At 67.1% G+C, this 13,659-nt stretch carries 13 protein-coding genes and 1 pseudogene; 8 read left to right on the top strand and 6 right to left on the bottom strand.

Annotation, left to right across the window (positions count from 1 at the left end; genetic code table 11):
* The 4 genes and pseudogenes from ACSBP4_RS19265 to ACSBP4_RS19250 all read right to left on the bottom strand — a co-directional run.
* A pseudogene (locus ACSBP4_RS19265) lies at nt 1-322 on the bottom strand (exonuclease); the annotation flags it as partial.
* Between the two features lie 6 nt (nt 323-328).
* Nucleotides 329-802 carry a 30S ribosomal protein S15 gene (locus ACSBP4_RS19260; protein WP_006649149.1) on the bottom strand — a complete coding sequence of 158 codons (474 nt, stop codon included), beginning with the start codon at nt 800-802 and terminating at the stop codon, nt 329-331.
* A gap of 186 nt (nt 803-988) precedes the next feature.
* Complete coding sequence (locus ACSBP4_RS19255; protein ID WP_435553167.1) at nt 989-3,055, bottom strand: type II secretion system F family protein; 2,067 nt, start codon at nt 3,053-3,055, stop codon at nt 989-991.
* Nucleotides 3,052-4,902 (bottom strand): type II/IV secretion system ATPase subunit, encoded by a 1,851-nt coding sequence (locus ACSBP4_RS19250; RefSeq protein WP_435553166.1) that lies wholly within the window; start codon nt 4,900-4,902, stop codon nt 3,052-3,054. Before ACSBP4_RS19250 ends, ACSBP4_RS19255 begins: the two co-directional genes overlap by 4 nt.
* A gap of 171 nt (nt 4,903-5,073) precedes the next feature.
* Between ACSBP4_RS19250 and ACSBP4_RS19245 the strand changes: the two genes are divergently transcribed.
* Both ACSBP4_RS19245 and ACSBP4_RS19240 read left to right on the top strand, forming a co-directional pair.
* Nucleotides 5,074-5,544, top strand: a complete 471-nt coding sequence (locus tag ACSBP4_RS19245; protein WP_006181943.1) for a DUF5793 family protein — start codon at nt 5,074-5,076, stop codon at nt 5,542-5,544.
* Nucleotides 5,545-5,633: 89 nt separating this feature from the next.
* Nucleotides 5,634-6,812 carry an ABC transporter ATP-binding protein gene (locus ACSBP4_RS19240; RefSeq protein WP_435553165.1) on the top strand — a complete coding sequence of 393 codons (1,179 nt, stop codon included), beginning with the start codon at nt 5,634-5,636 and terminating at the stop codon, nt 6,810-6,812.
* A gap of 20 nt (nt 6,813-6,832) precedes the next feature.
* Here ACSBP4_RS19240 and ACSBP4_RS19235 read toward each other — a convergent pair whose 3' ends face one another.
* Nucleotides 6,833-7,006, bottom strand: a complete 174-nt coding sequence (locus tag ACSBP4_RS19235) for a hypothetical protein (RefSeq protein ID WP_435553164.1) — start codon at nt 7,004-7,006, stop codon at nt 6,833-6,835.
* Between the two features lie 133 nt (nt 7,007-7,139).
* On the opposite strand from ACSBP4_RS19235, the gene ACSBP4_RS19230 reads away from it, so the two are divergent.
* From ACSBP4_RS19230 to ACSBP4_RS19220, 3 genes are all read left to right on the top strand, one after another.
* Nucleotides 7,140-7,781 carry a DUF998 domain-containing protein gene (locus ACSBP4_RS19230; protein WP_435553163.1) on the top strand — a complete coding sequence of 214 codons (642 nt, stop codon included), beginning with the start codon at nt 7,140-7,142 and terminating at the stop codon, nt 7,779-7,781.
* A gap of 69 nt (nt 7,782-7,850) precedes the next feature.
* Entirely contained in the window at nt 7,851-8,129 is a 279-nt protein-coding gene (locus ACSBP4_RS19225; protein WP_006181940.1) for a UPF0058 family protein, read from the top strand.
* Nucleotides 8,130-8,183: 54 nt separating this feature from the next.
* Complete coding sequence (locus ACSBP4_RS19220) at nt 8,184-10,841, top strand: DUF7527 domain-containing protein (protein ID WP_435553162.1); 2,658 nt, start codon at nt 8,184-8,186, stop codon at nt 10,839-10,841.
* 151 nt (nt 10,842-10,992) lie between these two features.
* Here ACSBP4_RS19220 and ACSBP4_RS19215 read toward each other — a convergent pair whose 3' ends face one another.
* On the bottom strand, nt 10,993-11,298 hold the full coding sequence (locus ACSBP4_RS19215) for a hypothetical protein (RefSeq protein WP_006181938.1): 306 nt from the start codon (nt 11,296-11,298) through the stop codon (nt 10,993-10,995).
* Nucleotides 11,299-11,542: 244 nt separating this feature from the next.
* Here ACSBP4_RS19215 and ACSBP4_RS19210 point away from each other — a divergent pair, with 244 nt between their 5' ends.
* From ACSBP4_RS19210 to ACSBP4_RS19200, 3 genes are all read left to right on the top strand, one after another.
* Nucleotides 11,543-12,907 (top strand): adenylosuccinate synthase, encoded by a 1,365-nt coding sequence (locus ACSBP4_RS19210; RefSeq protein WP_435553161.1) that lies wholly within the window; start codon nt 11,543-11,545, stop codon nt 12,905-12,907.
* Nucleotides 12,908-12,984: 77 nt separating this feature from the next.
* On the top strand, nt 12,985-13,179 hold the full coding sequence (locus ACSBP4_RS19205) for a methytransferase partner Trm112 (RefSeq protein WP_006181936.1): 195 nt from the start codon (nt 12,985-12,987) through the stop codon (nt 13,177-13,179).
* Between the two features lie 12 nt (nt 13,180-13,191).
* On the top strand, nt 13,192-13,659 hold a 468-nt coding region (locus tag ACSBP4_RS19200; protein WP_435553160.1), incomplete at its 3' end, for a DUF7524 family protein.

Here is a 13,659-nt window from a genome sequence, read left to right as displayed (position 1 = left end):
GAACGAGATCGACGGCCTCGAGTACCGCGGGTCGGTCGGTCGCCGGCAGCCGGATCGGTTCGTCGGTGGTCGCGTCGGCGGTACCGACGACGACCGTGGCGTCGCCGTCGGCGGTCGGCGCGCGCATGCGCCGTGCCCGCTCGGCGATCGTCCGGCCGACGGTGATCTGATACGGCGTATCACGGTCGGCAAGCGCCCTCGCGAGGAGGGCGCTGGCGGCGATGGCGTCGCCGTCGGCCCGCGCGATCAGCCGGACGAAGCCGGCGCTCTCGAGCGCGGTCGTGGCGGACGACGACGGTGCGGATCGACCCTCGGTTGCCATGTGGCGTTACTCGGCGTCTCCGATGAGTTCCTTCGCGAGTTCGGGCGTGTACGTGAAGTCCGGCTCGAGTTCGTCGCCGCGGTAGTAGTCGGCCAGGCGACGGACCTTCGCTTCGGTGTTCTGCAGAGCGCGTTTGTTCTGGTGGTCCTGCTGGTTCTGCTGGACGTGTTCGCGCAGGCGCACCGCACGCTCCATCAGGTTCCAGAGGTCCTCGGGGATGTCCGCTCGCGCGTCGTTCTCCTCGAGGATCTCGGTTATTTTCTTCCCGGTCGCCAGCTTGACGTCCGGGATCGGGGTGCCGGTGACGCCCTCGTCACGCAGTTTCATCCCGATCTGGCTGGGGTCGTGACCCTGTTCTGCCAGTTCGACGACCCGCGATTCGATCTCTTCGGGGTCGACGTCGCTCCACTCCGGTGGTTCGTCTGCCGAGGGCTTGTCCGAACCGGACGAGCCGCGTCGGCGGGTGTGCATTCGTGCCATTGTTGAGGATAGGAATCGCACTGACCGCTGCGTTGTACTGCCGTTGGCAGTACTGCTCTCGTCTGCACTTCCGCAATCCCAAGCCGCCCCAAAGAGCGGGCGACGGAGTCGGATTTGCGGCCGTGCGCTTCCCACTACCGCTTCCGCCGTCGAGGACTAAAGGGTTTCTCATCGCCGGTCAGCGCCCTACAGGACGACCGTGAAGAGTCCGATGGCGAGCGCGAGCATGATTGCGGCGTGTTTCGCGCCGGCGCTGACGTCGCCGGTACTCAACTGACCGGCGATCAGGCCCGACAGCAGTCCCTGCACCAGCGTCGCGTGGTAAAACAACGTCGCGTAGGCGTCGGCGTCGCCCTCCGAGAGGCCGCCCAGTTCGGTCGTGCCGGTCCCCGAGGCGAGTTCCGCCCCCTCGGCCGGGAGGTTCGGCAGGAGATAGCCCGACAGCACGCCGATGATAAACAGAAAGACCAGAAAGGAGACGTAGACGACGACCACGTACTCGATCATTGCCTGTCTGCGCTCGCGCTCGAGTCGGCGGTCGGCGGCGGCCCCGCGTGCGGCGATACGGAGCGTCGTTCCGAGGTTGCCGCTGGCCGCCATCGATTCGGTCAGCAGCGTCACGACCCGGGAGACCGACCGGGTGCCGACGCGACCTTCGAACCGGCGGAGCGCGGTCTGAAGGTCCGCACCCCACTCGACGTCGGCCCAGACGCGGTCGAGTTCGTCGCCGAGCGGCCCGAGTTCGGAGTCCCGGACGCGGTCGATCGCCGAGACGATCGAGGAGCCGGCCTCGTTGGCGCTGGCGAGTCGATCGAGCAGGTCCGGCACCGCGGCCTCGATCGCCGAGAGCCGGCGACGCCGGACCTCCTCGGCGACCGCGAAGACGCCGATCGCGAACAGCGCCCCGACCGCGATGGTGTCGTCGACCGCGGTCACTGTGATCTCGCCCGCGAGGGGCGAGTGGCGACCGACGAACGCCGCGAGGACGAGGGGAACGGTAATCACGAACGTCAGCGACGGCCGTCCGACGAGCGTTCGGAGTGGCTGCCCGAGCCGCTCACGAAGGCCGCGGAGCCGCCGGTAGTACCGAACGCGCTCGACGTTGGGATGCGGTCGCGCCCCCGGCAGATCGGGAGCGCGTTCGGTCGGGACGGCGTCGACCGAGGGGGGATCGAGGGTCTGTTCACCTCCGCTGGCGTCACGGCCCGGCGTGAGGTCGTCGGTCACCGTACTCAGGTAAACGACGAACCCGAGGTTTGCAAGCGGCAGGAACAGGTAGACGAGGAGCTGCAACTGGCCGAACGTCTCGCCCGCTGCGATTCCGATGACCACGAGGATGGTGATCAGAAAGAGCGGCCCGGCGACCAGCACCGTGACGTAGGCTTCGGCAAGCGTCGCGAGCAGCCCGAGTGCGCTCTCTTGCTGGGACTCGGCCTCCTCTCGGTAGTCTCGATACTGGCGCTCGAGGAACGTCGAGAGGGGCTGTCCGCTCCGGAGGACGCCGACGAGGTTCTCGGTAAACTCCCGGAACTGGGGGCTCGGCGAGCGCCGCCCCATCGTCTCGAGGGCAGTGATCACGTCGGTACCGAACGTGTCCATCTCCCTGACCGCGACCGAGAACTCGGCGGCGACCTCGCCGTAGGTGTCCTCCTGGTCGGCGAGGACCCGGACTGCATCGGGGACGGCCATCCCGCTCTTCGAGAGGGCATAGAGGAAGGCGACGGCCGCGGGCAGACTCGCCTCGATTCGGCGGGCACGGCCGTCCGCGAGGTAGCTCGGATACCACCACCGAAACCAGTAGGTCCCCGCGCCGGCGACGGCCCCGACGGTCACCGCCGAGCCGAGCAAGAGCGCGGCGAGTTCGATCGCGGACAGCGACGGGATGCCGGCCAGCCCCGCGAGGAACGCGAGGGGGCCCGGGACCGCCGCCCGGATGGTCTCGGGATCGATCGCGAGCAGCGACAGCAGTCCCCAGCCGGCGTAGATCCCGAGGACGGCACCGACGACGGTAGCGATCGCGGCGTACAGCAGCGTCGTCGCCCCGTACTCGCGATCGGTCGTCGGGAGCTGGGCGGCCTGCAGGGCCGCCCGCCGGTCCGGTCGCTCGCCGCGAAACAGATCGACGTGGGACCCGAAGCAGCGGTTCGCGATCCGGGCGAGAACGCGATCGACCCGGGCGACGTATCTCGCCGCCGCGATCGGGACGAGACACGCCAGGGCGAGCGCCAGCGGGAGGAGGGGTACCAGTCTCATCGGTCCCGAGGGACGTCCGGTCCCCCGCTCGAGTCCGCAGCGTCGGAGTCGGGGGCCGGAACGCCCTCGTCCGCGAGCCCGTCCTCGCCTCCGGTTCGGTTCTCGTCCCCGTACCCCTCGTCGGCCCCGTCTTCGGCCTCGAGTCGGCTCTCGACCCCGATCCGCTCGAGGACACTCGCCGTGTCGCTGTAGTACTCGTTGACCATGGCGGTGAACCGCCGGTAGTCGCTGATCCCGTTCTCGCGGAGGTACTCGAGGAACTGCTTGCGGTTCTCGAGTTCGGTGAGCAACTCCGTCTGGCTCCAGCCACGCTCGTCGCGGATCTCCGAGAGGACGCGGCTATTGGCGCTCCGAAAGCTGTCGCTTTCGCTGTCCCAGCGGTAGGCCGTCGAGTAGTCGAGTTCGCCAGTACGCTGGTCGACGCCCTCGATCTCGGCGAGGACCTTGTTGCGGCGCACGCGCCCGTCGCCGGCCCGGGTCAGGGTCTGGACCGAGAGGATATCGAGACTCTGGACCATCGATCGGGGAACGTTGATCGGCTCGCTCTCGAGGCGGTTGATCGCCGTCTGGACCGAGTCGGCGTGCATCGTCGAGTAGGTCGTGTGGCCGGTGTTCATGGCTTGGAAGAGCGTCATCGCCTCCTCGCCGCGGACCTCGCCGACGACGATGTACTCCGGGCGGTGACGCAGCGCCGATCGCAGCAGATCGTACATCGTCACGTCGGTCCCCTCGTGGACCCGCTCGCGGGTGATCGCGGAGAGCCAGTTATCGTGAGAGAGCTGCAGTTCGCGGGTGTCCTCGATCGTCACCACCTTCGACCGGGGCGGGACGAACATCGAGACGGCGTTCATGCTCGTCGTCTTCCCCGAGGCGGTCCCGCCCGCGAAGATCAGACTCTTGTTGTGTTCGATCGCCAGCCAGAGGTAGGCCAACTGTTCGACGCCGAAGGTTCCGTACTCGAGCAGGTCGATCGGGGTAAACGGCTCGTCGGCGTACTTGCGGATGGTAAAGGCCGAGCCGCGGGGAGTGACCTCCTCGCCGAGCGCGAGTTCGGCCCGCGAGCCGTCCGGCAGGGTCGTCTCGACCATCGGATCGCCGATCGAGATGTGTCGCCCCGAGTGTTGGGCGAGTCCAACGACGAACCGATCGAGCGCGTCCGCCTCGAACGAGACGTCGGTCTCGATGTCGGTGTACTCGTCGTGATAGACGAAGATCGGCAGCTCGTAGCCGTCACAGGAGACGTCCTCGACGTGGGGGTCGTGCATGATCGGCGCGAGCCGGCCGTAACCCCGGAAATCCCGGTAGAGGTAGTAAAACAGGCGATAGAACGTCGTGGTGTCGACCGCGGCACCGTAGCGCTCGAGGTACTCGCGGACCGTCTCCCGGAGCAGGGATTCGACGTCGTCGCCGTCCTCGGCGCGATACAGGAGCGGATCGCGGACGTCCTCGAACAGCGTCTCGAGCAGGACCGCTTCGTCATCGCGCAGCCGCGGTTCGACGGGCCGGTAGCGGTGTTCGTTGGCCTCGTGATCGTAGCCGATCGTGACGTACGAGAAGGGGGCGTCGACCCAGTAGCGTTCGATCACCTCGAGGTCACCGGGGTCGTCGAGTTCGACGAGCGGCCCGTGCGTGTCCGGCTCGTAGTCGCCGACGTCGACGGTCGTCCCACGGAGCGTCTCGACGACCCGTCGGACGACCCGCCGCGCGGTCTCGATCGTCGAGTCCTCGGCGTCGCCGCCCGCGGCCGGCTCCGTGATCTCCTCGACGGCCCCGTCGGCTGCGCTATCGGTCGTGCCCGCGACCGCCGGCTCGTCGTCGGCTCGAGGAGTCGTGTCCCGCTGGTCCATGATCAGGGCTCCGTGACAGTCCGGACGCGACCGGCATAAATGAGGCGGCCGTTTCGATTACTGATCGACGTAGCGCGTGCGACGGCGAGGCGACGTGCGTCGACCCCGTCGTATGAACGGGTTGCTGTGCGTTACGTTCATACCGTGGGAGTCCGAACTACCGCGTACGGAATGAGGCGCGAGCACTTCACGCTAGACGTCACGCACATCGACTGGGTCGAAACCGACGGCGAACCACGAAAGCCATCGGTATCGATCGACTTCACCGGCCCGGCGACGATGCTTCGCGAGCGCCTGACTGGCCCCGACGGCGACGTCCTCGACGCGAGCGAGACCGACGTCGCACTCCGGCTCCAGGGGCCGCTCGGGGACGACACTCAGGGAGTCGTGAGCGTGACCAACCGGGTCACCGGCGAGTTCATTCTCGAACTCAACGAGGACGCCGACGACGTCCTGCAGTTCATCCGCGCGGCCCGGGGCTACGGCGAGGCGGCCGCCGAGGACGACGGCCGCTACGAGGTCACGATCACGCTCGACGGCGACCAGTTCGTCAGCTACGACAAGGGAACGTTTCTGGTCTACGACGACGACGGCAGCCTGCTTCGCCAGCACAGCCTGATCCCGAGCGGCGTCGAACTCTAGACTCCCAGCGCTCGGGAGCCGACCGGCAGTTATAAGTATTTTAGGGCCGCCTAAAGGGAATGTACGCCGGCAGACGCCGGAGAGGACCCATGGCGAACGGACACCTACTTACTACGGCCGCCGAGGACGGAACGCGGGAGCCCACTGGAGCGCCGACGGCCGACGAGGCGGTCCTCGAGCTCGACGGCATCGCCAAGCGATACGGCAGCGAGGACGTCATCGGCGACCTGTCGCTGTCGGTTCGCGACGGCGAAATCTTGACCCTGCTTGGCCCCTCCGGCTGTGGGAAGACCACGACGCTCCGGTTGATCGCCGGCCTCGAGCGACCCAACGACGGCCGGGTTCGGTTGGAAGACGACACCGTGGCCGGCGAGGGCCGGTTCGTTCCGCCGGAGCAACGCGACGTCGGGGTCGTCTTTCAGGACTTCGCCCTCTTTCCACATCTGAGCGCACGCGAAAACGTCGCCTTCGGGCTGAAAGACTGGACGGAGAGTGAGCGCGACGCCCGTGTCGACGAACTGCTCGAACTCGTCGGGCTTGCCGACCACGGCGACGACCACCCGGACGAACTCTCGGGCGGCCAGCAACAGCGGATCGCGCTCGCCCGATCGCTCGCGCCCGAGCCGGAGATGCTGTTGCTCGACGAGCCCTTCTCGAATCTGGACGTGGACCTCCGTGTCGAGATGCGTGAGGAGGTCCGCCGGATCATCAAAGAAACGGGCGTGACCGCGGTTTCGGTCACTCACGATCAGGAGGAGGCGCTGTCGATCTCCGACCGAGTCGCCGTGATGAACGACGGCGACATCGAACAGATCGACACCCCACAGCGGGTCTTCCAACAGCCCGAATCGCGGTTCGTCGCGGGCTTTCTCGGCCACGCCAGTTTCCTCCCGGGCGAGGTCCACGGCGACCACGTCGACACCGCGCTCGGGCGCGTCCTCCGCGACGACGTCAACGGGCTCGCCCACCAGTACGACGGCAGCGTCGTCGACCTGCTGGTGCGGCCCGACGACGTGACGGCCTACCCCGAAGAAGGGGCGGAGGCCGACGGCCGGGTCGTTTACCGTCGCTATCTCGGTCCGACGGTCCTCTACCGGGTCGAACTCGACGGCGGCGAAACCATCGAGTGCATGCACAACCACTCCGACCGGATCGATCTCGACGAACGCGTCGGGGTCCGCGTCACCGCCGACCACGACCTCGCGTGGTTCCCCGCCGACCACCGCGAGGACGAGACCGACGCGGCTGTGGCATCCGACGACGACTGAGACGGACTGTCGTCCCGAGGTCACGAGTAGACGAGCAACAGCGCCAGTACGACCGTCGGACTGAACAGGACTCCCCCGAGGACGAATACCGGTAGTAATGCGGCCGGAAGCGTCGAGGCGACGATTACACCGAGGATCACGACCTGGAGTCCGATGACCGCGTTCAGTCGCCGGACGATCCCCTTATCTGTCATCGAACAAACGTGATCGGAAATAGATATATGTCTTCGGGACTCCGTCCAGAACGGAACTCCCGCGGCGAGATCCGACGGCCGCCCGCTCACGGCAGGTTCGGGGGGCCGATCACGTCGCGACGCCACGCTATCCATGACTGAGACGAAGCGAATCGCGACCTACTGTGGAATCGCCGCCCCGGTCGTCACGCTCGGGGCCATCCTCCTCGCGACGTTCGTGGCTCCCCCCGAGACGTTTACCTGGCGCACGCGAGCGCTCTCGGACATGGGCCGGTACGGTGCGCCGACGTTCCCGCTTTTCAACGGCGGTCTGATCGTCGGCGGACTGATCGGCTTCCCATTCGCCTGGCGGCTGTGGACCGCGAGTCGCAACCGCCTCGAGCGGGCCGGCATCGTATTGCTCGCGGTGACCGTACTCGGACAGATCGGCGTCGGGATCTTCTTTCTCGAGCATACGGCCATCTACCTCGACCGGAGTTTCCACGCCGTCGCGGCGCTTTCGGTGTTCGGCGTCGCCCCGTTCGCGGGCTGGGTCTACGGGGCCGGGGCGGCGCTGGCCGGCGACCGCCGATTGGCCGTCCCGTCGATTCTCATCGGACTCGTCCACCCGCTGGCGTGGGCAGTGTGGATAGGCTCCCTGGACGGTGGGGCCGATACCGACACGTGGTTTGCCGTCCCGGAATTTATCGCCGCCGTCGCCTTCGGCGGCTGGGTCCTCCTGCTCGCGGTCACGATCGCGTCCCGGCACGACGATCCCGGCTGGTCGGCGCGCTGAACGCCTCGAGCCGGATTTGCGACGTCTCGCCACACAACGCTTAACTTCAAACCGTTCCAAGCGGTGTGTATGCATAAAGACGAACTTCTCGAGCTCCACGAAGAACTCGTCGTCATCATGGAGTACTTCTCGGAGCGCGAGGAGGTCGACGAAACGCTGTTCGATCCCTATCGCCAACTCGACGTCGATCCCTCGCACGTCCACAAGTCCAAGAGCGAACACAAACACGCCGTTTTCGTGCTTGGTAACGCCCTAGCGAGTGCGATGAGCGAAGACGAGTTCTCGAGCGCCGGCCGGATCGGCAAGCGGATGAAGGAACTGGCCGAGGACGCCGAATCGAAGATTTAACTCGCGGCGTAGTCTAGGCGAAACGTATTTGGTGTGGTTCCCGCTTGTTGACGTATGGACCCGCGCACGCAAGAGCGCGTCGAGGAGTGGGACTCCCGCCCGTTCAGCGGCGGTTTCGATGGCCTCTCCGATCTCGCTGCCGCCGATTTCTCGGGTGCCGTCTCGGGACACGGCACGTGGCTCTTTATGCTCAATGGCCGGATCGTCGGCGTCGTCGACGGCGACATCGACGACTTCGAAACCGCCTCGGGGACCCGCTACGAGGCACCACACCCGTCGCTGCCGCTACTCTGTGCGATGGAGGAACGCGGCGGCGACACGAGGGCGAAGTACTACACCAACGAGACGCCGCTCCGGGAGGTCGATAACACCCTCCAGAGCGGCTCGTTTACCGGCTACGTCGAACTGAGCGAGAACGTCCTCAGCGGCGACTACTACGCCGTCTACTACGGCGGTCGCCGGATGGCAGCCGCCTACATCGGCAACGCCGAACGGCTACTGACGGGCGAGGAAGCCTTCGAGCGCGCGGCCGACGAGGTCGGTATCTACGAAGTCATCGACGTCGAGATCGACGTGACCGACGTTCCGGGTGCGGCCGACGACGAGCCGGCGGCCGCGGGCACGACCGACAGCGCGGCCGGCTCGAGTCAGCCAGCGGCCACTGACTCGGCGTCCAGTACCGGGACGGCCGGGGCAAACGCCGCGACCGATGCCGATCCGGCTTCCGAACCGACCGCATCCGCGGCCGACAGCCCGACGACCGATCCGACGGACTCGTCTATCGAGCCGATCGACGTTTCGGGAGCGGACTCGGTCGAGGCCGATCCGATCGAGGACGTGGCCGCCGCCGACACCGAGTCGACCGAGGGCGTGGCCGACGACGCGTCGTCGCTGTCGTCGGAGATCGATCTGACGGAGGACCCGTCGGGGATCACCGCGACCGACGAGGTCGACACCGAACCCGAACCGACCGGTATTACCGACGCGGAGTCGGCTATCGATACCGACCCGTCCGGCAGTCAGGAGCCGGCCCCCGAGGGTACTGCCGACGCCGGTTCGGTGACGAGCCCCGCGGCTGCAGAGACGAAACGGCAAGACGCCGCCGACACCGGCGCGATGTCGCAGTCCGACGCCGATCGAGGGACGACGGAGCCAGCCGATCCCACGACCACCGGGACCGAAGACGGGGCCGCCGACGGCCCGATAGGGACGGAGCCGGCGGCGTCTGCCGAGGCGGCCGAACCCGTGGACGACGCCACCGACTCGAGCGAACCGAGCGGAGTCGAGACGGACCGTCCCACGGACCCGGACCTCGCCGAGGTCGAGGCGGCAGCCGAGGAACTGGACCGCAACGATATTTCGTGGGTCGATGAGGACGACGAGGACTCGACGGTCGAGGGTCCCGCGACACCCACCGATCCCACGACGGCCGAGGACGCCGAGACACCCGACGGCGACCTCGAGGAGGAACTCGAGCGTGAGGAACAGTGGCGGGAGACGCGGCGCATCCCGTCGATCGATCCGGACAACAGCGAGTCGGAGTCGGAGTCCGACGAGCGCACGCGTTCGGGCGACCGGTCCGCGACGGCGACCGGTTCCCGGTCGAGCGACGGGCGGACTGACTCGAGCGCGACCCAAGCCCCGTCGACGACGGCGGAGGCGACCACGACGGGAGCGAGTCGGGACGCGTCCCGCGACCGCGCCGCCGGTAGCGGGGACACCGACGCGAGCGGTCGGTCGGCCGCGACCGATGCCGCAAGCGAGCGGGTCGCCGCACTGACCGAGAAGCTCGAGACGCTTCAGGAGCGATACGGGGCCCTCGAGACGAGAGCCGAGGAACTCGAGGCCGAACGCGACCGGCTGCGATCGGAGAACGACGACCTCTCGTCGACGGTCGAGCGGCTCCAGTCCCGAATCGAGAGCCTCGAGACGGAACTCGAACGGGCGCGGGAAGCCGACAGTGAAACGGCCGACTCCGGTGCCAGTACCCAGCTCTCGGCCCAGCGAGCGCTCGCGGGGACGAACCTCTTCGTCCGGTACGCCTCGAAGAGCCAGCCGACCCTCGAGACGGCCCACGACGGCGACGCCGACCGCAGCGAGGTCGCATCGAACCTGCAACTCGAACATCACACGCAGTTCGATTCGGCCGACGCGGCCGTCGACGGCCGGCCGTACGACGAGTTCCTCGCTGCCTCGATGGAGTACCGGTTCGTCGACTGGCTCACCGCGACCTTGCTGTACGAGATCCGCGACACCGGTAACGCCGACGGGCTGGGCGATCTCTACGACGCGATCCCCCGCATCGACCGGGCCGAACTCGGCGCGACGATCTCGCTCGAGGACGACGACACCGAGGACGTCCCCGACGAGGTCACCTTCGACATCGTCGCGTTCGACAAGATGGGGAATCCGTTAGTGCTGGTCGCGCTCAACGACTCGCGGGAGCCCGCGACCCAGGACACCCTCGAGGAACTCGAGGCGGCCGCCTCCGCGGTCAAGGCCAACTATCCGGACCTGGCCGCGGCGATCGCGGTCACCTCGAGTTACTTCGAACCCGGCGCGCTCGAGGTGGCCGAGCAGGCTACCAGCGGCGGACTGCTCAGCCGCGGCTCGAAGCTCAGTTACGTCAACCTCTCGCGCAAGACGGGGTATCACCTCTGTCTGGTCGAATCGCGATCGGAAGGGTTCCACATGAACGTGCCCGAACTGTAGGCTCGCGGGTTCCGACCTCGTTTTCGACGGCTGTCCGGCGATCGCTCGACAGTTCCTGGCAGTCGCTACCGCGGTTGAAAACGGCGATGAGAAATCGGTTCGCGTCGGCTCCGGTCGCGGGGACGGGCGATGTCCGAAGCGAGCGGAGGGACTACCCTTCGATCTCGGCGACGTCTTCGATCTTCATGCCTTCGAGCTTGTCGACGATGTCGTCGATCTTGCCGTCGAGTTCGTCGACGAACTCGGCGGTGCGCTCGGTCTTGATCGCACCCTGGCTCGAGGGCTCGATCAGGTTCTCCTCCTCGAGGACCCGGAGGGAGTACCGGACTTTGTGGTGGGGGTAGCCGGTCTCGTTCGACATCTTGACGATGCCGATCGGCTCGTTCTCGATGACCATCTTCAGGACCTGCAGATGGCGTTCCAGCATATCGACTTCCTTCTCAAGTCGGTCTATCATGGCATTTGTTAACTTGTCTTTGGACCTTTTAAAGGTTGCCCTCGAGAACTGAAACGTCCACTCTCAACTCGATGCTCGTTCCTGTCAGTAGTTAACGCTTCCGATCGGGGCAACGCCACGACACAGTATCGGTCGTGTCACACGTTATCCCGTCATTGGTGCTGTGCGCATAAATACTGATACCTTCTGGACGGACCCGTATACCGTAATCTGTTTATCGGCCCGGCATGAACCCGCCGCTGTTATGACCGTCACTATCGTCGGGTCGCAACTCGGCGACGAAGGCAAGGGTGGCGTCGTCGACCTCTACGGCGACGCCGCCGATGTCGTCGCCCGCTATCAGGGCGGCGACAACGCTGGCCATACCGTCGTTCACGACGGCGAGAAGTACAAACTGTCGCTGGTACCCTCCGGTGCTGTCCGGGGCAAGATCGGCGTCCTCGGCAACGGCTGTGTCGTCAACCCCGAGACGCTGTTCGACGAGATCGATACGCTCCGCGAACGCGGGCTCGATCCGGACGTCCGCGTCGCCGAGCGCGCCCACGTCATCCTCCCCTATCACCGCGCGCTCGACGGGATCGAGGAGGAGGAGAAAGACGACTTGGCCGCCGGCACGACCAAACGCGGCATCGGCCCGACCTACGAGGACAAGGCCGGCCGCCGCGGCGTCCGGATCGGCGATCTGCTCGACCCCGACACGCTGCGCGAACGCCTCGAGTACGTCGTTCCCCAGAAGAAGGCCCTCGCCGAGGACGTCTTCGACAAGGAGACCGGCGAGGCGTTCGACATCGACCAGCTCTATGACACCTACCGCGAGTACGGCGAGCGCCTCGCCGAAGAGGGAATGACCGTCGACTGCGGGACCTTCCTGCAAGAGCGCATCGATGCCGGCGAGAACGTCATGCTCGAGGGCGCGCAGGGGACTTCGCTCGACATCGACCACGGCGTCTACCCCTACGTCACCTCCTCGAACCCGACTGCGGGCGGGGCGACCGTCGGCACCGGGCTCGGCCCGACCGTCGTCGGCGACGGCGAGGTCATCGGCATCGTCAAGGCCTACCTCTCGCGGGTCGGTACCGGCCCGCTGCCGACCGAACTCGGCGGTGTCGAGGGACAGACGCCCGACTACGATCCCGACGAGGGAGCCGGCGAAGACGAGGAGGAACTCGCGACCTACATCCGCGACGAGGGCGGGGAGTACGGCACCGTCACCGGCCGCCCCCGCCGCGTCGGCTGGCTCGACATGCCGATGCTGCGCCACGCGGCCCGCGCGAACGGCTTCACCGGGCTCGCGGTCAACCACGTCGACGTCCTGGCCGGCCTCGACGAGGTCAAAGTCGGCCACAGCTACGAGTTCGACGGCGAGGAGATCCTCACGATGCCCTCGACGACCGAACAGTGGGGCCGCTGTGAGGCCACGTTCAAGTCCTTCGACGGCTGGCCCGAGGTCGACTGGGCCGCGGTCGCCGAGGACGGCTACGAGGCGATCCCCGAGAACGCCCGGACCTACCTCGAGTACGTCAGCGACGAACTCGATGCGCCGGTCTACGCCGTCGGCGTCGGCCCCGGCCGTGAGGAGACCGTCGTCGTCGAGAACCCCTACGAGTAGGCGTCAGCGACCGAACGGGATCGAATCGCTCGGAGCGTTCCCGAAACCTTTTGCTGGAGGCGACTCGCCTACGTAGTATGAAGGAGTCGCTACTGGAGATTCTCTGCTGTCCGCTCGACAAACACGATCTGGAACTCGAGGACGCCGACTACGACGGTGAGGAGGTCGTCGACGGCGCGCTCGTCTGTACCGAGTGCGGCGAGTCCTACCCCATCGAGGACGGCATCCCGAACCTGCTGCCGCCGGACATGCGCGAGGAGACCCCGGCCTAGGGCCAGCCAGTCATGCCCGACACCGAGGTCACCGTTCACGTCAACCGCGAGTCCACGGGCGCCCTCGAGACGGCCGCGAGCGCTCTCGAGGTCGACGGCTCGTTCGCCCTTCGATTGAAGGGACACGACGCGCCCGCACACGCCCACTGTCGGCTCGCCGGTGACCTCGAGCGGATCGCCGCCCTCGAAGCGGGGAACTACTACGTCGAACCGAACGCCGTCACCACCGTCCCCGTCGCCGTCGACGCCGACGGGATCGACGGGCCCGTCGAGGGCGCCCTCGAGGTACTCACGGGGTACGGGGCGGAATCGATTTCTATCGCCGTCACCGTCGTTCCCGGCCCGCCGGCCGTCGACGTCGACGACTCGCTGGCCGAGCCAGCCAGTCCCGAGCCGGCGTCGGCCGAGGTCGAGCAGCCGCTCGCTCGACTCATCGGCGGCCTCGAGCCGGCGACGCTGGCGGTCGCCGCGCTGGGGCTG

Origin of the sequence: Natrinema sp. CGMCC1.2065 (assembly GCF_051225675.1) — an archaeon.
Classification (GTDB): Archaea; Halobacteriota; Halobacteria; order Halobacteriales; family Natrialbaceae; genus Natrinema; species Natrinema thermotolerans.
This window is presented reverse-complemented; position numbering and strand designations above follow the sequence as displayed.